This window comes from Gammaproteobacteria bacterium (assembly GCA_029882975.1).
Taxonomy (GTDB): Bacteria; Pseudomonadota; Gammaproteobacteria; order SZUA-152; family SZUA-152; genus JAJDNG01.
Window position 1 is genome coordinate 1 of the sequence record JAOUJW010000023.1, and the last position, 20,469, is coordinate 20,469.

The 20,469-nt window shown below is 47.6% G+C and carries 18 protein-coding genes and 1 riboswitch; of the genes, 7 read left to right on the top strand and 11 right to left on the bottom strand.

Annotated features, from left to right (window positions below; translation table 11 throughout):
- From OEY58_15585 to OEY58_15595, 3 genes are all read left to right on the top strand, one after another.
- Positions 1 to 806, top strand: an 806-nt coding sequence (locus OEY58_15585; protein MDH5326879.1) for an FAD-dependent monooxygenase, incomplete at its 5' end; no start/stop codon positions are given.
- Positions 803 to 2,011: a UbiH/UbiF/VisC/COQ6 family ubiquinone biosynthesis hydroxylase gene (locus tag OEY58_15590; GenBank protein ID MDH5326880.1), complete on the top strand. Its 1,209-nt coding sequence runs from the start codon at positions 803 to 805 to the stop codon at positions 2,009 to 2,011. The genes OEY58_15585 and OEY58_15590, both read left to right, overlap by 4 nt.
- Positions 2,012 to 2,100: 89 nt before the next feature.
- Positions 2,101 to 2,547: a hypothetical protein gene (locus OEY58_15595; GenBank protein MDH5326881.1), complete on the top strand. Its 447-nt coding sequence runs from the start codon at positions 2,101 to 2,103 to the stop codon at positions 2,545 to 2,547.
- Here OEY58_15595 and OEY58_15600 read toward each other — a convergent pair.
- Positions 2,513 to 2,923 (bottom strand): cupin domain-containing protein, encoded by a 411-nt coding sequence (locus OEY58_15600; GenBank protein ID MDH5326882.1) that lies wholly within the window; start codon positions 2,921 to 2,923, stop codon positions 2,513 to 2,515. The two genes, OEY58_15595 and OEY58_15600, sit on opposite strands and share 35 nt — an antisense overlap.
- 251 nt (positions 2,924 to 3,174) lie before the next feature.
- Here OEY58_15600 and OEY58_15605 point away from each other — a divergent pair, with 251 nt between their 5' ends.
- The 4 genes from OEY58_15605 (at position 3,175) to OEY58_15620 (ending at position 7,566) form a co-directional block, all read left to right on the top strand.
- The gene (locus OEY58_15605; GenBank protein ID MDH5326883.1) at positions 3,175 to 3,459 is read left to right on the top strand and encodes a hypothetical protein; all 285 of its coding nucleotides are present in this window, start codon (positions 3,175 to 3,177) and stop codon (positions 3,457 to 3,459) included.
- 122 nt (positions 3,460 to 3,581) lie between these two features.
- Positions 3,582 to 4,817, top strand: coding sequence for a sodium:proton antiporter (locus tag OEY58_15610; protein MDH5326884.1), 1,236 nt, complete (start codon positions 3,582 to 3,584; stop codon positions 4,815 to 4,817).
- Positions 4,818 to 4,912: 95 nt separating this feature from the next.
- Positions 4,913 to 5,914: an extracellular solute-binding protein gene (locus tag OEY58_15615; GenBank protein MDH5326885.1), complete on the top strand. Its 1,002-nt coding sequence runs from the start codon at positions 4,913 to 4,915 to the stop codon at positions 5,912 to 5,914.
- Between the two features lie 83 nt (positions 5,915 to 5,997).
- Positions 5,998 to 7,566, top strand: a complete 1,569-nt coding sequence (locus OEY58_15620; protein ID MDH5326886.1) for an iron ABC transporter permease — start codon at positions 5,998 to 6,000, stop codon at positions 7,564 to 7,566.
- A gap of 30 nt (positions 7,567 to 7,596) precedes the next feature.
- On the opposite strand, the gene OEY58_15625 is transcribed toward OEY58_15620, so the two are convergent.
- The 10 genes from OEY58_15625 to OEY58_15670 form a co-directional block, all read right to left on the bottom strand.
- The gene (locus OEY58_15625) at positions 7,597 to 7,896 is read right to left on the bottom strand and encodes a hypothetical protein (protein MDH5326887.1); all 300 of its coding nucleotides are present in this window, start codon (positions 7,894 to 7,896) and stop codon (positions 7,597 to 7,599) included.
- Between the two features lie 14 nt (positions 7,897 to 7,910).
- Positions 7,911 to 10,829 (bottom strand): tetratricopeptide repeat protein, encoded by a 2,919-nt coding sequence (locus tag OEY58_15630; GenBank protein MDH5326888.1) that lies wholly within the window; start codon positions 10,827 to 10,829, stop codon positions 7,911 to 7,913.
- Positions 10,830 to 10,870: 41 nt separating this feature from the next.
- On the bottom strand, positions 10,871 to 12,742 hold the full coding sequence (locus tag OEY58_15635; protein MDH5326889.1) for a tetratricopeptide repeat protein: 1,872 nt from the start codon (positions 12,740 to 12,742) through the stop codon (positions 10,871 to 10,873).
- Positions 12,743 to 12,772: 30 nt separating this feature from the next.
- Positions 12,773 to 13,318 carry an AraC family transcriptional regulator gene (locus tag OEY58_15640; GenBank protein MDH5326890.1) on the bottom strand — a complete coding sequence of 182 codons (546 nt, stop codon included), beginning with the start codon at positions 13,316 to 13,318 and terminating at the stop codon, positions 12,773 to 12,775.
- 68 nt (positions 13,319 to 13,386) lie between these two features.
- A complete protein-coding gene (locus tag OEY58_15645; GenBank protein MDH5326891.1) occupies positions 13,387 to 14,592 on the bottom strand; it encodes a DUF3570 domain-containing protein in 1,206 nt (401 codons plus the stop codon).
- Positions 14,592 to 14,837: a DUF4266 domain-containing protein gene (locus OEY58_15650; GenBank protein ID MDH5326892.1), complete on the bottom strand. Its 246-nt coding sequence runs from the start codon at positions 14,835 to 14,837 to the stop codon at positions 14,592 to 14,594. The genes OEY58_15645 and OEY58_15650 overlap by 1 nt, the downstream gene beginning before the upstream one ends.
- A 2-nt stretch (positions 14,838 to 14,839) precedes the next feature.
- Positions 14,840 to 15,340, bottom strand: coding sequence for a TlpA family protein disulfide reductase (locus OEY58_15655; protein MDH5326893.1), 501 nt, complete (start codon positions 15,338 to 15,340; stop codon positions 14,840 to 14,842).
- A 61-nt stretch (positions 15,341 to 15,401) separates the two neighbouring features.
- The gene (locus OEY58_15660; protein MDH5326894.1) at positions 15,402 to 16,025 is read right to left on the bottom strand and encodes an outer membrane beta-barrel domain-containing protein; all 624 of its coding nucleotides are present in this window, start codon (positions 16,023 to 16,025) and stop codon (positions 15,402 to 15,404) included.
- 29 nt (positions 16,026 to 16,054) lie between these two features.
- Entirely contained in the window at positions 16,055 to 16,825 is a 771-nt protein-coding gene (locus tag OEY58_15665) for an outer membrane beta-barrel protein (GenBank protein MDH5326895.1), read from the bottom strand.
- 57 nt (positions 16,826 to 16,882) lie between these two features.
- Complete coding sequence (locus tag OEY58_15670; protein MDH5326896.1) at positions 16,883 to 19,597, bottom strand: hypothetical protein; 2,715 nt, start codon at positions 19,595 to 19,597, stop codon at positions 16,883 to 16,885.
- Positions 19,598 to 20,126: 529 nt separating this feature from the next.
- A riboswitch (glycine riboswitch) is annotated at positions 20,127 to 20,263 on the top strand.
- Positions 20,264 to 20,469 lie beyond the last annotated feature (206 nt).

Genomic DNA, 20,469 nt, shown 5'->3' on the forward strand with positions numbered 1-20,469 from the left:
GCTATAAACGGAACGATGACATGGCACACCTCAAGCTGGATAATGGTCAATCCGTGAAAACCCGACTCCTGGTTGCCGCCGACGGCGGCCAATCCTCAGTAAGAACCCTGTGCAACATCGAGGTCAAGCAGCGGGAATACCACCAAAGCGCTGTCATTGCGAATATCAGTTGCTCCCACCCTCAAGCTCATACAGCCTATGAACGCTTCACCCCACAAGGTCCGTTAGCGTTGTTACCCATGGGCGTTGAACGCTACTCCCTGGTATGGACTCACAATCAAAGAGATGTGGAGGCCGTGATGGCATTGCCAGACACCGACTTCCTGCAGCAACTGCAACAGGCATTCGGTAATCGTCTGGGACAATTGATTAAAACCGGAAAGCGTGAAGCCTACCCTTTGCGTCTGACTCAGGCCTGTGAACAAATTCGCCCCCGAATAGCATTGATTGGCAATGCAGCCCATACCCTGCATCCGATTGCAGGCCAGGGTTTTAACCTTGGCTTGCGTGATGTGGCCACATTAGCCCAAGTGATTGTGGACGCCCGGCACAACGACCAGGATATAGGCTCTTTGGAAACCCTGAAACAATATGCACAATGGCGCCAAAAAGACCAAAATCACATTATCACTCTGACAGACACTTTAGTACGGCTTTTTTCCAACCGTTTCAAGCCCTTGTCCCTGGCGCGTAACCTCGGACTGATTGGCATGGACTTACTTCCACCGCTGAAACGCCAATTTAGCAAACACACCATGGGAGTCGCAGGACGATTACCCAGGCTGGCTAGAGGCCTGCCCTTATGAATTCGCCATCACATCATCATTTCGATATTGTGATAATCGGCGGCGGCATGGTGGGCACCACCCTGGCCTGCGCCTTGAATTCCAGTGGACTCTCCGTCGCCCTGGTTGAAGGACAACAACCGCAAGAACCAATGGATACCGATTTCGATTTGCGAGTCAGCGCCATCACTCGCGCCTCCGAGCGTATTTTTCGCAATCTGGATGTATGGCCGATACTGGAATCCAAACGCATCTGTCCCTTTCGAGAAATGTTTGTCTGGGATGCCGGCGGCTCAGGCGCCATCCATTTTGACAGCGCACAGATCGGAGAAGCCACTCTCGGCCACATTATTGAAAATCGGGTCATGCAATGGGCTTTGTTTCGCAAAGCGGAATCCTTAGACTGCATCACCCTATTTTGCCCTGATCGCCCACAACAATTGCGCAAACTCTCGGATGGCTATGAAGTGGGTTTGGAAAGCGGACAAACCCTGCGTACCGCTTTGATCGTTGGCGCTGACGGAGCTCAGTCCTGGGTACGACAACAAGCAGGGATATCTCAAACACAACATGATTATCATCAAACCGCTTGCGTCTGCACGGTACGCACGGAACAACCTCACAAAGAAACGGCCTGGCAAATATTTCGACCCAGCGGACCCCTGGCCTTTTTGCCTCTGGGCAAGGGTTACAGCTCCATTGTCTGGAGCACCAGCCCAAATCACGCCAACGCTCTAATGGAAATGGAAACGCAGGATTTTAACGCAGAACTGCAACAAGCATTTGAGAACAAACTGGGCCCCATTGTGGAATCGGGCCCCAGGGCAACATTTCCACTGATGAGTCGACACGCGAAACAGTATGTACTACCTCACCTCGCACTGATCGGTGATGCCGCCCATACCATACATCCCTTGGCCGGACAGGGAGTCAACCTGGGACTGGCTGACGCCACCGCCTTGGCCCAGGTCATCACACAAGCAAACGGCTTTTCCCACTATAAAACCTTAAGGCGCTACGAGCGCTGGCGCAAAGGGGAAAACCACGGCATGCAAGCGGCAATGAGCGGATTCAAATACCTGTTCAGCAATAACAACGCTCTATTGCATCTGGCAAGAAACTGGGGCTTAAATGCGGCGGATGCAGCCACACCGTTAAAAAACCGGATTATTCGTCACGCTATGGGATTGAGCGGGGATCTACCGGAGTTGGCCTCCCACAAATAAAAGGAGCCATGCACGAAAAGAGCACAATAGTCACCGCCTACAAGCAACCATCCTGGTAAAATCGCGCATCCCTGCGCTGCTTGTAGACGGTGACCACCGTACTTCACATCACTACAGTTACTACCTTGGGTACTTCTTTAACTACAGATACTGCATACAACCGATACTGCCCGTCTCACATCAATACAACATATCGCCAAACTGCTTTACCGCTTTACCGCTTTACCGCTTTACCGCTTTACCGCTTTACCGCTTTACCGCTTTACCGCTTTACCGCTTTACCGCTTTACCGCTTTACCGCTTTACCGCTTTACCGCATTACCGCTTTACCGCTTTACCACTTTACCGCATTACCACTTTACCGCATTACCACTTTACCGCATTACCGCATTACCACTTTACCACTTTACCACTTTACCACTTTACCGCTTTACCGCTTTACCGCTTTACCGCTTTACCGCATTACCGCTTTATACAACACCCACACAACGAATGATTCAACTAGCAGGCTTCCGCAAAATCGTCAGGGACGATAACATCTTCAAACTCATTGGCGTCATTACGCACTACTATGGCCTTGGCTGGAGCGTCGGCGTTTAGGTTGGTCGGCCGATGCAACAAGTCCGGCGGAATAAACACAAAATCCCCTGCCTGGTTGATGACCGAATGCTCTAAGTTATCGCCATACCGGGTTTCAACCCGGCCTTCCAGAACATAAATGCCTGTCTCGAAGGTTTTGTGAATATGTGCTTTGGCAGTTGCCCCCGGCGGTATGACCACCAAATTCATAGATATGCCTTTAGTCCCCGCAGTATCCTCAGACAAACCGACGAAATAAGGTAACCCTTGTTGGGTATGAACGGTATTGGGGCTACGCACCGTTACGATTTTTGACTGCTGTTTGGAATCCATTCCCATTATCTAATCCTCCGCTTAATTCCATCTCTTGTTTTATGTTTTGGTAATAGCAGTTTACCTGCCACTTTAAACCATGAGCCGCGTCCCATTACCACGCTCGACACCATAACCAACTAAATATTAGAAACTTTTATCGACAAACCACATTGTCACAGCAGTGCAAACTTGCTGTGACAGCCACAGGCGGCCTGTACCACGCCGAGGTACAGCTAAAACCCGGCACATAGGTTGCTTACACAGTATCCATGCAAACATTACCTGTAAGCCTTACCCATATTGCCAGTCTGATTTTCAGCGCAGCCGTGCTATTGTTGCACCCGCAATTTGCGGGCATAGTATTGTTTTTAGCGGGATTTAATCTGTCCTTTACTTTGATATCGGTGGTCGGGCTGGGGCTGTGCTATATAAAAGGGCATTTTCCATCACCTGCCGGCCCCTTTAACGCCTTAATGGGAACCCATTTTGGCAGCATGCTTTGTTATATCATCACCATCAACTACGCCATCCACTACAGCAGCAACCACAGCTGATACAGCACCTGACCTAATCGTTACGGATTAGGCAGTTACCCCCGGATCAGTTTATAATGCTCCCTCGGTTTTACCTGGCCTGATAAACTTTGAATAACTACCGCTAAATAAAACGAAAAATCATGGAAATTCTTAATATTGCTGCACTTTTGATTACTGTCTCTGCGGTTTTCAGCTATATCAATTATCGATATATCAAACTGCCAACCACCATAGGATTGATGCTCATCGCATTATTCTTTTCCTTAGTTTTAATCGTGTTGGGGAATTTCAACGTGATTAGCACGGCGGAACACACGCGGCAACTACTGAATAAAATTGATTTCAATACAACGCTTATGCACGGCATGCTGAGTTTTTTGCTATTCGCAGGTGCCTTGCACGTCAACATTAATGACATGGCCAAACAAAAATGGGTAATCGCCAGCCTCGCTTCCATTGGCACCCTTACGTCCACCTTTCTTGTGGGCGGCATCAGTTTCTACGTTTTGTCCTGGCTGGGGATGCAGATATCTTTTATGTATTGCCTGTTATTTGGCGCCTTGATCTCCCCCACAGACCCCATCGCCGTATTAGGTATACTAAAAAACATTGGAGCTCCCAAATCACTGGAAATGAAGATTGCGGGAGAATCCTTATTTAATGACGGTGTGGCTGTCGTCGTGTTTATCGTTCTACTGGGAATAGCCACCGGCGCTCAACAAGCGGATGCCGGGCACATCGCCTTGTTGTTTTTGGAAGAAGCCGTCGGCGGTGCAGTATTTGGCCTGCTAATCGGTTATGGTACCTATCAAATGATCAAAAGTGTGGATAACTATCAAGTCGAAGTGTTACTCACTCTGGCTCTGGTCATGGGGGGCTACGCCATGGCCAGTGCCATCCATGTCTCCGGCCCCATTGCTATGGTGGTAGCCGGTCTTCTCATTGGCAACCACGGCCGCAATTTCGCCATGTCAGAAAAAACCCGGGAACACCTGGACACCTTTTGGGAGTTAATGGACGAAATCCTCAACGCCGTTCTGTTTGTGCTGATAGGCCTTGAAGTGTTGATCCTGAGCTTTACCCAGAATCACTTTATTGCGGCGTTGATCCTCATTCCACTCATCCTGCTGGCTCGTTTTATCAGCGTGGGCGTGCCCATCAATATTTTGCGTATGAAACAAGAATTCAGCCCTCATGTGATCAAAATTCTCACCTGGGGAGGATTGCGCGGAGGTATTTCTGTGGCTTTAGCTCTTTCCATCCCTGCTGGACCCGAACGTGATGTTATTCTGGCCATCACCTACGCAATAGTCATTTTTTCCATTTCTGTTCAAGGACTTACAATTGGGGCTTTAGTAAAAAAGGCAGTCCGATAAGGGCTGTTTAATCAATATTTTAAATAAGGGTTTGCATTTCTAAATGATAATGATTATCATTTAGATTAAGATTGCAAAATTGAAGGAAGCCTGAAATGAATATGCGTCAATTTTTTGCCGTTACACTTTCCCTAATCGGGAGCAACCTTGCCCATGCTGCCGATACTCTGACCGTGTTTTCCGGGCGTAGTGACAAGTTTGTCAAACCCGTCATTGAACACTTTACCCAGGAAACCGGTATCCAAGTCCAATTGCATTCCGGAAAATCCACCGGTCTACTCAACAAACTCCGCACGGAAGGCAAGCGCACCCAGGCTGACCTGTTTCTCAGTAATGACGCGGGTACATTGCAAAAAGGCAGTGATCTTGGCCTGTTTGCCATATTGCCGGACAGTGCTCTGGAACCCATACCGTCCAACTACGCCGCTAAAGACAAAACCTGGGTGGGTCTGTCGGCACGTGCCCGGGTGTTAGTAGTGAACAGCAAAAGCAAATCAGCCAAAGCTGTCCAGTCGGTGTTTGACCTGGCAAAGCCGGAGTTTAAAAACAAACTGGCTATTACCAACAGCACCAACGAAAGCTATATAGCCGGAGCTACCGTCTATATGCTGGCAGCGGGCAAAAAGAGAACCCAAGCTTGGCTGGAAGGCATGAAATCCAATGTAGACGGCAAGGTTTTTGACAAACACAGCAAAATCGTCAAAGCGGTTGCCTCCGGTAAGAAAAGCATTGGACTGGTCAACCACTACTATGTCTATCGGCATCTGGCTAAACACCCCAAAGATCCTGTCTCCGTTCTTATTCCTGATCAGGGTAAAGACGGTATGGGTGTCGCCTGGAATGTTGCGGGAATTGCCATTTCCAAACACAGCAAGAAAAAACAACTGGCACAGAAACTGGTTGAATACCTGGTGTCCGAGCAGGGACAGCAACAATTCGCCGAAGAGAATCGCGAATACCCTACTCGCAAGGGTGTAGCGGCAAGCGCCGAAGTACCCGCTGCCGGGAGTTACAAAGTAGCCGACATCCCCATGTACCAATTAGGTACTCAGCGCAATGCAACCATTGATCTTCTGGAGGCGGTGGGCATGCCATAGGCAGGTATCTGCTATAGAATTTAGCCGAAAATTTTATGGAGCGATTGCTCTTACGGGCAATTGCTCAGGCATGTTGTAACGAAATGACTAACAAAAAACTTGGCCCTTTGGCCATCACTGCCATCGCCGTAGTATTTCTGGCGGCCATACCGTTGCTGTTTGTAATCTACAATAGCCTGCAACTGGATGCCTCCCAATGGGCCGGGTTATGGTCTAAACGCTTGCCGGAATTGCTTTGGAACACTCTGGCACTAGCGCTCTTGGTAGCTATTGGATGTTTCATTTTAGGCGTTAGTGCTGCGTGGTGGATAGCCCGCTATGAGTTTCCGGGGCGGGAAATTGCTGCATGGCTTATGATTCTGCCCCTCACCATCCCTACATACGTATTTGCCCATATCTACACCAGCATCCTGGAAGACGACGGTTGGCTCGGCCGTTTCTGGCATTTCATAATGGGGGCAAATACAGCGACTCCTGATATTTACAATATAGGCGGCGCCACCCTGGTGTTGTCCTTGGCTGGATTTTCCTATGTGTTCCTGATGGCCCGCTCAGCATTGTCGCACTCCACTCGCACTTTGGAGGAAGCGGCCAGGATTCAAGGCGCCAACAAATTGCAGGTGTTTTTTCAAATCAATTTGCCCTTGTTACGCCCGGCTATCGCCGCCGGTCTGGCAGTAGCCGTGCTGCATGTTTTGTCTGATTTCGGAGCAGTCAGCATGCTGCAGTACCAAACATTTACCCTGAGTATTTATCTACAAATGAGCGGCCGTTTTGACTACCAAGGAGCCGCCGGGTTGTCTATGGTTCTGGTACTGCTCAGCCTCACCTTTCTGGTGACAGAGCGGTTTTTCCGAGCCCAGCAACGCTACTACAGCGCTCGGCAGGCCCGTCGCCATATACCTCAAAAAACGTCCACCACCGTCACCGTATTAATTTGGTTTTGGTTGGGTCTTATCACCCTGTTTGCGTTTATTCTGCCACTGGCGTGGATGTTACACTGGAGCCTGGATGCCTGGTTGCAGGATGCCATTGACAGGGAATTCTGGACCTATACCACCAACTCAATCACCGTAGCTATATTAGCAGCAACGGCGGCGGTGATCTGCGCCTTTCCTATTGCATTCTACAATGCCAGAAAGAGATCCATGGGCAGCAGCCTGATCCTACAACTTTCCAGTGTAGGATTTGTGTTGCCCGGTCCGGTTATCGCCCTGGGCATTATTAGCTTTATACTGGCCCAGCTTCCCGTGCTATACGGAGGGATGACGGCATTAATACTGGCTCTGGTGGTACGATTTCTACCTCTGGCGGTACAGTCTCAAGATGCCACCTTGCAACAACTGACACCGTCCATAGAGCAAGCGGGTCGAAACCTAGGGGCGGGCCCCCTGGAAAACCTGTGGTTGGTGATTTTACCAATGATACGTTCCGGTATGGCCACAGCCTGGGTGTTGGTCTTTATCGACGCTTTGAAAGAATTACCCGCCACTCTCATATTGCGTCCTACGGGTTTTGATACCTTGCCTGTGCGTATCTGGATAGAGGCCAGCGAGGAAATGTTGGAGCTGGCAGCTCCGGCCGCTCTGATGCTTGTCGTTGGCACACTACCTATAATTTGGGTTTTGATGAAAAATAACCAAAAGACGTGACCGGATCAGCTGATTTGTTACTGCGATATATTACTGCCCGAGTTCGTGCTTCTCATAAAACTCCACTTGCCGCTGTAGTACATCTCTGTCCACAGGTGACATGACTTCTTCTACCATGGTATTAAGCTCCACCGGTTTAGTATCCATCTCGGTTTTTTTCCACGGCACTATATACAACACTTTGGGTAATTCAGTAGCCCCCCGAACCTTGATCTCCTCCAACTCGATACGTGTTTCTGCCTGCAACGTTACAGGCAAGCCTAGCCCAGCAATGGAAATAAGCACAATAATCGAAACGGATTTAAACGGGTTCACCACCATTGACCTCATATCATCTACCCCAATCAGTTCATGTTAACCGCATACACATCACTGCGCTCGGTCTTACCATACCTTACCGGATTCAATTTTTTCAAAGCCGAAAAACTTTTTTCCACCCATTCATCGTACACACCATCAGAAGCTCTACCTGTGTTGGTTTCATGAATCTTGATGGCTTTTTCCTCAAATGGATATGCCTGTTCTTCAATCAATAAATCGTACTCTTCCAATTCTTCCGGACTTAATCCTTTAGGCCGCTCTGAATCAAACAAGCCTCTACTGAAGTCCCTATAAACTTCGGCAATGCGATAAGTCGATGCGGTGGTAATCTTTTGCACACCGTAGTTTGCAGCGTTGGTATAAGCTTCTATGGTCAAATTCAGCAACTTTTTCTTCTTTTTCAGGTTTTCTTTTAGAGGTAGTACCAATTTAACGTTTTGGTATTTCTTGAACGTGGGCTCCGCCAGTTCCAGGGTTGCATTGGCGGCGAGAAAGCGTGTACGTTCTGTGCTTTTTCCATCTTTATCCGCAGTAATAATCTCATTCAACCAATAACGGCGTTTATTCAACTTCGACTGTGCTTTATATATGTCCGCGAGTTTCAACCGAGTTTCCACTGCCTCTTCTGTAGGGTCTGGGAACAAAGAGATGTATTCTTTATATATCCCTACCAGCATGTCTATTTTTTTGACTTTTTCATACATATCGGCGGTTTGCAGGATCATCAGGCGTTTTTTCTCCGGATCTTTCTCCCTACGATAAATATCCACATACACTGCCGCTGCATTGGTCAATTTTCCAGTCTTCTCATAAGCCAAGGCGAGATACCGGGTGATATTACCCGCAAACTCGTGATAAGGATATAACTGCAAAAACCGGTTAAACACGGGGATCGATCTATCCCAGTTTTCCGACTTTGCCAGCACCACTGCAGCATCGTACTCTGCGGTTACCCGGATGGAAGCGCCCGGCGCCAGATCGGCAATGCGTAAAAAATGTTTCGCTGCCAGTTCTGCATCACCGGCTTGCCGTGCAGCATCACCCTGCTGATATACCGCCGCAGCCAATCGCTCAATGTGGTCATTACGATCAGGGTCATTACGTTCACCCAAGGCTAAACGCTTTAGGGTGGCGCTTTCCGCTGCCTCATAGTCTTTCAACTCAAAATAGGATGCCGCCAATATTGCCCAGGACTTCAAGTACAGTTTTTTATGCTCTCCCGGCTGTTTTTCTTTCAGCTTTGTCAGGCGCATCCCCACCGTAATCGCATCTTTATATTGTTTTAAATTGACGAAATCCTCCGCCACCTTAAGCAAAACCGTCGGTACGCGCTTATCCTCCGGATAGTGATCAGAAAAATTCAAAGACGCGGTGATAATTTCCATTTGCTTATCTTGTCGCGCCCGATCATCGCGCATTTCACTTAATTGCTTTTTGTAAGCAAGTATGGCGGCATAACCCGCCTCGGCACTTTTATCAAACGCGCTGTAATTGTACGAAGTCTTTTCAAATTCCGAAGCGGCAGCACCGTAATCCCCCACTGCAAGCAGACTTTCCGCCAGTAGAAAATTCATCTCCGCCGCTTTCTGATCCCGCGGGAAAGAACGAATGTATTCTCTATACCAATGAATAGCATTTTTCAAATTACCCACACCGCTATCCTTGAGACCCAAAGCCAAGTAGTGCTCCGCCAAATCCTCAATGTTTTTCTTGATATGCGGGCTGATAGTCCCTAGTAATTCCCTGTCTTGGCGCGACCAGAAGGGCTTGCCAATGCCGTATTGACTTACAAACTCTTCCTTGGCCTCAGTGACCGCTTTGGGAAATCCACCCTTCTCAAATATCTCTATCACTTTTACAAAAAATAATGGTGCTTGCACGGAACTTGGAAAACGCGCCGTGTAGGATTTTAAAGTGGCCGCGGCGTCTTCGGTTCGATCCTGCCGCAAATACAACTCGCTTAAACGTTCGTATAATATGTGCTCGTAAGGTTTTTGGCCAAACTTACGTGAAAAACGCTGAATGGATTCAGACCCTTGTTGATATGAATGTGACAAACTGACGACGCGAAAAGTATCGTCTAAAATCTCTTTTTCACTACGAGTGAACTGCTCATATTGTTTACCATTTTGAAAATGATAATCCAGCAAGCGGTAAAAATATTTCGAAGCCTCATCGAGGCGATTCAGCTTAAACTGCGCCCAACCCTGTTTGTACAAGGCCCGCTCATAATATTCAGACTGTCGATTATGCAAAATGGCACGGTAGGCCTGTACAGCTTTTTTGTATTTTCGCAACGAAAACAAAATTTCACCACGGCGAAACTCCACTTCTTCAATGCGCTTGGTTTCAGGAAAATCCCGAATCAAGTGAGTCAAAGCCGCCAAAGCTTTTTCCGACTCTCCGGTCAAATCGTATGCCCGGGCCAACTGATACAGTATACGTTCATTATCTTTGCTATGAGGAAAACGATTGATAAGTTCTTCATACTGACCCGCAACATTTTGATAGTTTTCATCGTCAGCAGACACCATCCTGTTGTTCAACCCCGGTTCCACGTGCTCGCGTTTGGGAATCGTTTTTTGGTTGATACTCGTGGTTGGTGTAAATACCTTGCGTTCCTCGGCAACAGAACGTTTTTCCTGCTGACGCTCTAACTGCAAATCCGCGAGCCGCTCCATGGCTCTTGCACGCAATTCCTGGTTGTCTGTGGATTCCAAAAAACGTTGATAACTGAGCCGGGCCTCCTGTACTGATGCTTGAGGCAAAGGTTCCGCTTTTACTAAAATAACATCCTGAGACAATGACCCCAGAGTGGCTTCTTTCTTACCACCGGTACTTTTACAAGCCGTCAGCACTGCCATCAGCACCACAGTCAGCATTATCATTTGCAGCGCCGCTTTTGCGCCCGTTATGCCAGTTTTGAACTCAACACCAGCCATCTTCCTACCCCGTATTGTCATTATCCAACCCACCCGCTCATCTATTGGTTGGAACCCAAATCTTGCAAATGCGCCACCGCAAAATGGGCCTGATCCAGATAACCCCGCAAACGCTGCTTGAGCCAGTTCAATTCGTTAATCACTTGTTGTTGTAATTGCGCTTTTTGCGCAACAATCAAAGTGTCTACCCTTTTATCCAAACGCGTTACACGGCGCTTGTATTTGTCAATCTTCTTGCTGTACCCATCAAACTGCCGCGGCGCCATCACCTTGGCCCGCTTCACAGTTTTTTGCTGCGTAATGGTTTTATTAAGCTCCGTATCCAAATCCCTTAATGCTCTCTTGAATTTCCACAAACGCGGTTTAATGTTTGTGCCAATGCTCCACTCCAGCAATCCGCTGTACAAGCGAAACTTGTCCGCCATTTGGTTGTACTGATCCTTAGGCATTATTGATTTGTTACGTCGAAGGAAATCTTGAATTTTATCCAAACGACCGATTGAGATCCGCTCTGCCGGAGTAGCCAGTGCCCGCAAATCCCCTTCGCTCTCGATTCGATCCAACTCTTCTTTGTAAAAGTTTCTCTCGTCACGTAACACGGCGACGCGATGATTATTTTTCTCCGGTGCCAGTTGTGGCAGGCGGCTTTCGTAATTTTCCTTTCGGCTTTTCAGGATGTAGCGAAACGTCTCCAAATCCGAGGACCGATTCCGCAATGTGCTTTTCAAATATTGTAAATGTTTTAGGCTGTCAATAGATTGCTGAAAGCTGTTAGTTGCCACTAAATTGTACAAAAATCTCGCCTCAACATTATTGGGTAAATCCGACAACTCCCAACTGATCTTATTTTCATACTCGGTAATATTGCTTAATAACTTTTTCCACAAGGCGCCGGTTTTGACCACCTTAATCGCATTATCCAACTTTTGCGTATCTTCCTCAAAAATTGCGATGGCCGATTGATAGGCATCAAAGGATTGCCGGTAAGCCTGCAACCGCTCATATGCATAGGGAACCGCCAGAAGTGCTTCATACACTGCACCGTCCGAACGCTCTTTCGCTGCCAAACGAGTCCAAGGCACAAGGGCTGCCTGGTATTCCTGTTGGAATGCCTCGCTCCAACCCAAACCCAGCAATGCCTTATTAGTAAACGGGCCGCTAAGCCGGACTCTCTGAAAAAACGCTCTGGCTTTCGAGTAACTGTCATTGGCTAACAAGGCAAACCCCAGGGCCATATTTGCCTTATCGCGTAACGCTTTCAGCTCCGGCAAGTTACTTTCCAGACGCCCCACGGCATCCAGATAATCCGTACCTTCCACTTCCCGTCGACTCTGATACAGAGCAACTCCCATATTGTATTTTACATACTGGGAAAACTGCCCCCGCTCCGGAAACTTACTAAGCATTTGTACTGCCTGCTGGTACTCTCCACGTGCCATGAGCACATTGGCTCTTTGCAGCTGCGTGGCACCCATTAACTCGTCTGGGATGTCCTTCTGAATTTCCTCCAGAGCACGGATAGCATCCTCAAAAAGACCTTTTTGATACCGTACCTTGGCAATTTGATACCAGGCTCGATCCTGTATTTCCGGAGAGATCCCTTGTTTGGTCAGCCGCCGAAATACCTTTTCGGCTTCCACATGCATACCATAGGACAAATACATACTACCCAACCAAATGTCGACGTCACGCTTATGGTGGGGGACTTTGTCCAAATCTTGAGCCACTTGAAGTTTGACGATGGCATCAAAGTGACTACCGTTATAAAATTCGTACAGCACGTCACCAAAATAAGGGTCTTCAACCACTAATTCTTTTTTATCAAAATACTCCGCGTGTACAGACGAGATAAATACACACAAACACAATATACCCCAGTATTTGATTGTTTTTTCTATTATTGATTTAGTCATAACTCTAGAGCCGCCCCTGTATTCAGCTCCTTACTCCCATTCTTTAACCACAAATTCCGGCTGTAACTTTTGAGATCTATCGGTGATTTTCAGCTCAATATATTTGGTGCCCGCCGATTTTTGAAACACATACGTGGTAGCTCTTTTATACTCCCGCCCATTGGGACCCGGACCACGAAACGTAGCCACCAATTCGCGACGCCCCTTCTTTACATTCCCCATCCATAATCGTTGCACGCCTCCTCGTCCCAGAGCATCGGTTTCCTGCTTGGTATAGAGGTAGTTGGTCACTACTTTATCATCCAATTTCAGCTGCACCGAGTCCAAACGAAAAAAATTACCTACATCCGCTGACAAAAATACAGCGACTTGGGTACTGCTTGGAAACAACAACTCTTCCTCCAGAATGAATAGTTCCTTATTCAATTCCAACACTTCTTTCTTCAAAGCTTGAACTTTACCGTCTAAAGTTTGCGCTTTTTTGGAATTGTCCGCTGCCAGCGCGGAACTCACTGCCAACATGCTTAGCGCCAGAACCAGTGAAAGGCGCAATGTTGATTTGATTTTATTACTCACTGTTTTACACTCCGACCATTCATATTAAATCAAAAAAACCCGGTTGCTTAAGTCTCAAATAACAGCATTCAATACCACAAAGACATATAGATTTGTAATATTTTTGCGGTAAAACTGTACCGGGGCGCATTGACTATTTGAGATTCGTCGGCCAGGCTCACATCCCGGACATCACGATAGTTGTCATAGTCAAAACGAACCAAATCCAACGATGTATTAACCGTACCCTTGTCGAATTTCCACCAGCCTTGATTCATAAACTCGTAAGAAACGCCGCCGCCTATTGTGGTACTGCTAAATGAGCTCAATTCCTTGTCACGCGCCATAAACACTTTTTTAGAATCAAAGTAGTTGCTATAAAAGGAAGCAGCACCCTGAGAATATTGCCGAAAATGAAAATCCATAATGAGCGTTTGTCCCAGGGGCTGAGTAAAACCCAGGTCAAACATATTGGCCCGAATGTCCCAGGAATCGGTATAAGAGCGTACTTCGAATTTCATGGCTGCCCGCCAGGGCAAATGATATCGGGCCCGTAGCGACACGGCACTACTGGTTCGAGTACCAGGATACTGCTCCGTGGTTGTTAATACCGCCAAACTGGCATCTCGATAAAATACACTTCGGTAAGGATTATTCAAGTACCCTTCGTCGGTAATCACCTCTAATCCCAGGTTAGCGATAAGGTTTTTGCTTAATATTTGCGTTACGCCGAACCGAAATTGGTGCCGATCCACCGATCCCACGATTGCTGAGCCCTGCTTGTATTTTACCGGCCCCGATGTATCGTAAATATTCCGTCGTACCGAATCAAAACCGCGAGAATAACCCAGTGAAACCGTCGTCAGATCACCAAAAATACTGTGACTTATCCCCAGGTGATAACTACCCGCCACATAATCGCTTTCCTCGCTGGACGTGTAGGCCAGGCTCACATTGGAATTGTCATTTATGTGCTCCATACTGATACTGTATTCTTCCCGCCTTTCAGTATAAGGACTGGCAAAGGTTTCTACATCGATTGAGGCACTGCTAATGGAGTCGACATAATAATGAGCAGACATGGAGGTGTTTTTTCCAACCTCACTACGTGCAGTGACAGAAGGTCCGTTGATAGATACTCCACCACCTTCATAGGAATGATATAAACTATCGACTTGATCCTCAGGCAAAATGGCTGCTGTCAAAGGCAAACTGCATAATAGGGCCGCCAGTAACATCACCCATAAGGGGGAGCGCCTGACTGGCTTGGATTTTTCCTTGCAAAGGTATTTCATCAGTTACACCCGCAACCACCGCCTTGTCCAAGCTCGGCGCCACGAGCCGCTTCCCTGGCTTGATACACATGATTCAAATAGGAATCTGAAATCGGATTACGTGAAAAACTCATGATGGGATCGGATAAATTAGCGCGTTCATACGGTTTCACCCAAGGTTCTAAACCACAAGCGCTTAAGACCAATACCAGCAGAGTAATAACTGCAACACGCATCTTGTTAAATGACTTTGACGTACTGGCCATAACTATTCCTGTAACAACTCTCTAACCTGCTTCAGGTATTCGTCTTCATACCCTGGCAGATACCCCATATGTATGTACCGGATATTGCCGTCCCGGTCCACGAGAACAGTTGTTGGCATGGCGTCGATGTCAAATTTTTTGCTGACAGTATTTTCCGAATCCAGCAAAATTGGAAACACGATTTTCAAATCCCGCACCATGATTTTGCCTTTACGGAAATCCTCTTCCACATTCACACCCAGCAGCTTGAAACCCTTATCGCGAAACTTAAGATAGATATCATTAAGCAAAGGCATTTCATCACGACAAGGCCCACACCAGGATGCCCAAAAATTAATCAGAACCACTTCACCTCTTAATTCACTCAAGCGAATATTAGTTCCCTGATTGCTTTTTAACGTAAAATCAGGTGCTTCTTTCAAGGGTTTGATTTCGGCAGCGACCGGCAACACCACAAGTCCCGCCAATACAACCATCAACAAATTTTGGATAATTTTTTTCATTTGTTGTGCAGAATAATTCACTTGTTTACCTTTTATGCCTTTATAGTCAGCCAGGCAGCGTTTAGAAAAACCAACTCGCGCCTATGGTATATTCAATATTATGCTTGATTTCCGCATCTCCCATAATATCAGACTCAAAAATATGATCCCGAAAATCCACTTGTGCCGCCATCCAATCGGTTAACACAATTCGATAGCCAATACCCCCTACCAGAGTAAAATAGTCATCTCCCGCAAACTGTGTGGATCCGGCGCCTACACTCACATATAAGGTGGTAACAAAGGCGGTATCGTCACCCATAAATGCTTCACCCGGAAACAGGTTGTACCCGACGCTGACGTCGTAATACACCAGCTCTCGCTCCTGTTCCGTGAGTAAATCAAAATTAAACAGCTTTTCCGCAGAAGAAGGCCCTGCTTTTGAAAAACCCATGGTGGCATCGATAAAAAAAGTTTCTGTTAACAACAAACCCACACGGGCACCATAAACCGGGTGAACACCGAAGTCCTCAATGCTATAAGAACCCCCAAATATTCCAATGAGAAAATCTTCCGTATCGATACGCGCCAATTTAATCTTGTTGCGTTTAACGGTCGGGGTTATCAAAGGCTCTTCCAATGGAGCCTCGGCATCACCGGAGGTTTCCTCAGTTATGTTTGCACCATCCGCCTCAGCGGCTGACACATTCCCCAATGAGAACCCCAAAGTTAAAACTAGTAGAAAAAGGAAAACCCGATTTTCCATTCCAGAAAATCTCCATTATTGTTGTCGCTGATAAAAACTATGTTTTGTTTAACATCTGCCCGAAAAAAAACCCGTTTACTCATGTATTGCCTATAACCCAAACCCACACTGGCAAACAAATCACTGGTGGGATTAGCAAAGACAAAGGAACTTTTTGGTTTGTTGCGCATATAGCCACCACCCAAAGTAAAAAAAGGCGCGCTGTCCCAGGTAGGAAAAGGGTTAGACAAAATATTTATCCGTGCCACCAAAGTTTCGGTAAATTGGCCCGTTGCTTTGGATATTTCCAATTCCGTTGCCAGATTGTCATTAAAATTTAAACCTGCATATACTCCCATAATGGCGGAACCTTCAAAATCCCCAAAGTTAATACCTCCCTCGTAGGTTCTTGCACCAAAATGTTCTTTTTTAATTCGTTCGAACTGAGTGGTCACGCCGGGCGCAGACAGGGTTTTCTCCATTTCGTCAATCAGCACCCATCCTTCCTTACCCAAACGATCCCGAACCTTAAACCAATCGCCTTGACGCACCAGCACTTCCACCCACTCATGCCGATCCACCACATGGTACACAGGATAACCCTTCCCTGCTCCCGTATGCAGCTCTATAAACGGCTCTGCGACGATAACCCGGGGATAACTCGCCGCATCATCGGTCGCCGCAGCAACGTGTGCCGCCCCCAGCATCATACAGATCCAGCAAAACGCAAAGAACCAAACCTGGATAACAGGCGGTTTCATACCAGAATTCAATATAACTCCTGTCACTTTGTTTATGCCCGCCCTGCGGTCATTCCGCTACGGAATGTTAGAGTACCGAGCTCCCTGATCAACCCATTCTTGAATCAGTAACATCTCGATAGGTTCCAGCATCATACTATGGTCCACAGTTCCGGCGCCCGATGTCATTTTTGCAAAGAACGGTCCATCTAATCGCGAGTTATTGGAAGGACGAATATGACGATCACGATCTACCGTACCATCACCACCGTTGGCGATAGGATCGGCGATGGGATCACTATTATCCACCAATGGCACTGGATCCAGCGTGGTCACGCCGTTCACTGTGTTGGGAGACGTCAGACGAACCAAAGCTGTCCCCACAACCACCCTGACAAAATCATCGTCCAGCAATTCATAATAAGATGCAAACCCGGTTTCGCCATCGACTTCAATACTGGCCGTACTGCCACCGCGAGTCAGCGTCAATTGCCCTGCAGGCACTTGCGCCGCCATCAAAGCATCCTGTTCAGCGTGGCAGGTAACACATGCACTGATAAGCACCGGATCCGGGTCACGATCACGTTCCCAAAGGGGCTGAATATGGGTTTCGTAGTCAATGATTGTACGGCAAACATTGCTTATGCAGTTGTTAATATCCACAGGCGCTGCAGTTGTCAGTGTCGCATAACTCACTTGATAATTTAATGACGTAGTATCCGTACTTGGAAGCTCCGTTCCCATAGGATCACGCCAATAGTCCTTAAAGGCCAAGCCCTGATCCAGATCAGCATATAATATATTCCATTGATGCAAAGTTTCCGCCAAAGTCTGCGCCACAGGCACCGGCGCATTCATGTCGGCATTGGGCACGGCACCGGTGGTTCCCAGATACATGGGCGCCGCCTTAGAGTGATTTTCATGACAACCGACACATTCCACGGTTTTACCGGCTTTAACTTGCAGCCAGTTATTGTGGCTACGGAACTTACGCCCATATATATCGGTCAACTCGATAGCAAAAGGCCAGTTCGCCGGCACTCGCATCACCACGGAGCCATCCGCCTCTACCTGTTGATAACCGCTGATTTCGCGCATATTACGCACAGTACCTTGGTTCGCCACAATGATGGGAGCGCGCACAATTCTGGCAAACCGTACCGCGGGACGCTGAGGTAAGTTCAACGCCAACATGGCGGGAATATCCACCTGGGCACCGGCGGCACCGCAGCTGGCCGTGTTACAAAGCAATCGTTCATCCCCCATCAAAGCACCATTCCCGACCAAAGCCAAGTTGCTGGTATCGTAAACACTGCGTATTTTGATTAAGCCCATATTGTTATCCAAAACTTCACTGCTTACTTGGTCTGCTACCGTTTCCGGATAATTCCCCAAGGTCACGCGATCCACCAAGGCTACCGGATCGGTAATGGTCATTCCCGCTTCGGGTAGCACAATATTGCGCTGGGCACCGGTATTGGCGTCAAATATCCAAACCCCATAGGCCGGGGGAGCCGCAAAATCCGGGTCACTTAAATCTACCCCACGCAGAGCACAGGGACGACGATTTCCGTTCACATCCTCGGATTCGCAAGGTGCCCAGGACACCAGTAGTCGGTTCGTATTGTCCCAAAGAGGAAACGGTGTGGTATAGCGACCACGGCGGGAATAGCCGCTTCCGCGGGTCACCTGGTTTCCCGTTAATGATATCTGGCCTGCAGTTTCGTCGCTTGTTGAGTTGTCACGTGGCTGATCGATATCTGCAAAATTTACGTAATCGATTCGTATTAGATCACCGCCGCTAAAGGTATCCTGCACGTTCATGATGTTGGCCACCAATTGGCCGTTTTGTGTCTGCTTGGCGTTCAAAAAAACATCATCGCTGACGGCAGGATCATGACTGTGGCCGCCATACAATATGTTGTTACCGGTCCCATCAGGGTTCACCACAAACAAATCAAAATTCTGACCGCGAAATTGTTCCCAGCGGGAATAGACGATACGACCGTCACTCAACACACTGGGGTTCAACTCATGGCTATTATTAAAAGAAATCTGCTCCAAAGCCTGGTCACGGGGGTTAAGAATGTGCAAATTGGCCGTCGGTTCGTTAACCCGCTCTGTAATCAGCGGTGTCGTATCCACGCTGATCCCTTCCAAAACCAGAACAACATCTGATTTACCGCTGACTCGATCAGAACTGAAAACCACCCGACCATCGGGTAAGTAAGCAGGATCAAAATCATTACCCCGTATAGCCACCGTATCCAGGGAAATCAAACGCTGTAGAGTTCCGTCTTCAATACCCCCATCTTCAGGAATGACGTACTCCCACAAATCCCACTTAGGCTGCCCAGTTGGAGGGGGGTTGGTATAATCTCCTTCTTTAGCGGCAAACACGATGCGCTTACCGTCAAAAGAAACATCCGGCGTAGCCACATCCCCCGCCTGACGCACCACATTATTCCCGTTCATAACAGGTGCCAGTAGATTTACTCTGTTGGGATTTGGATCATTGGGATAAAAAGGAATATTCGCGGTGACATTAAATTCCCGGGAATCGTTGGCGGCAAACTCGCGGATAAATAAATGGCCACCGGGTTTATAACGGATGGCGTTAAATGGATCCTGACCATTATCGATGTCATCCAATGGACGTTTAACATAGGCAATGGGAACATCCAATCTGAAATTACCCAGCAATTCCAGGTTTTGTTCCTGCCCGCAACCCAGTAACAACGCTATACTGAGAAAAACGATAAGCGCATAACGATAAATTGTTCTAACTTGCATGCTACCCCCGGGAGTCCACTCAGACCGAGCCCGCACAAAATAGTAACCGGATGATCTCCGAATTGGTGTCGAAATATCGACTCATCGGGATAAACACTAGCCGGTATGCGCGGGCCTGATTGCGATGCAAGTCACAATATAAACACTTGGTTTTGCCTGCCCTGCATCCAACGCGCAAGCAAAATGCAATATTGTGACCACCTTCTCAATGATTGCAAAAGTTTGCCGGAACTCTTGCGGTCGGATCCATGGGGAACCCATGGCTGGTGTGAACCGTCCTCCCTGACTGTTGACGGGTAAACTGACTGCTTGGAATACGGCAAAATCTGCAAACTGGAAATGGAAGTCGGTTTCTTCCTCAATTGACCTCCATATATCTGCTTCCAAGCATACGGATTATTCGTATGCAGATCAATGGTATAATTCACATTTTGTGGATAAAGCTGACTCAATCCCCGGTCTCAACAACTATCCTATTGTAATTACTTGGATTTGAATGCCTGTCGAGGTATATTATGCGCTCAGCATTAGTGTTGCTGTGGGAGAGAGTAGGTTCTTTACTCGTTAAAGGCTTTAAAAGGGCTTTAGCCAGCTGAAGGCTCAAACCTACCGCCGAAGGCGCAACTCGTCCGGAATCGCTCAGGCACCAGGAACCATAGCAACCGTTGACTCTGGAGAGAGATCCTTTCGTGGATCCACCGAAGGGGCAGCTCGAAGAACAATCCCGAGCTTAACTCTCAGGTACTAAAGACAGAGGGGCGGCAACTCGTTGTTTTCTAACGAAGCGATTTGAGTTGCCGCCCTTTTTATTTTAGCGCACATAAATGTTGCGCAAATATTTAGCACAACTGACAGTTAGGACAAGGAGCAAT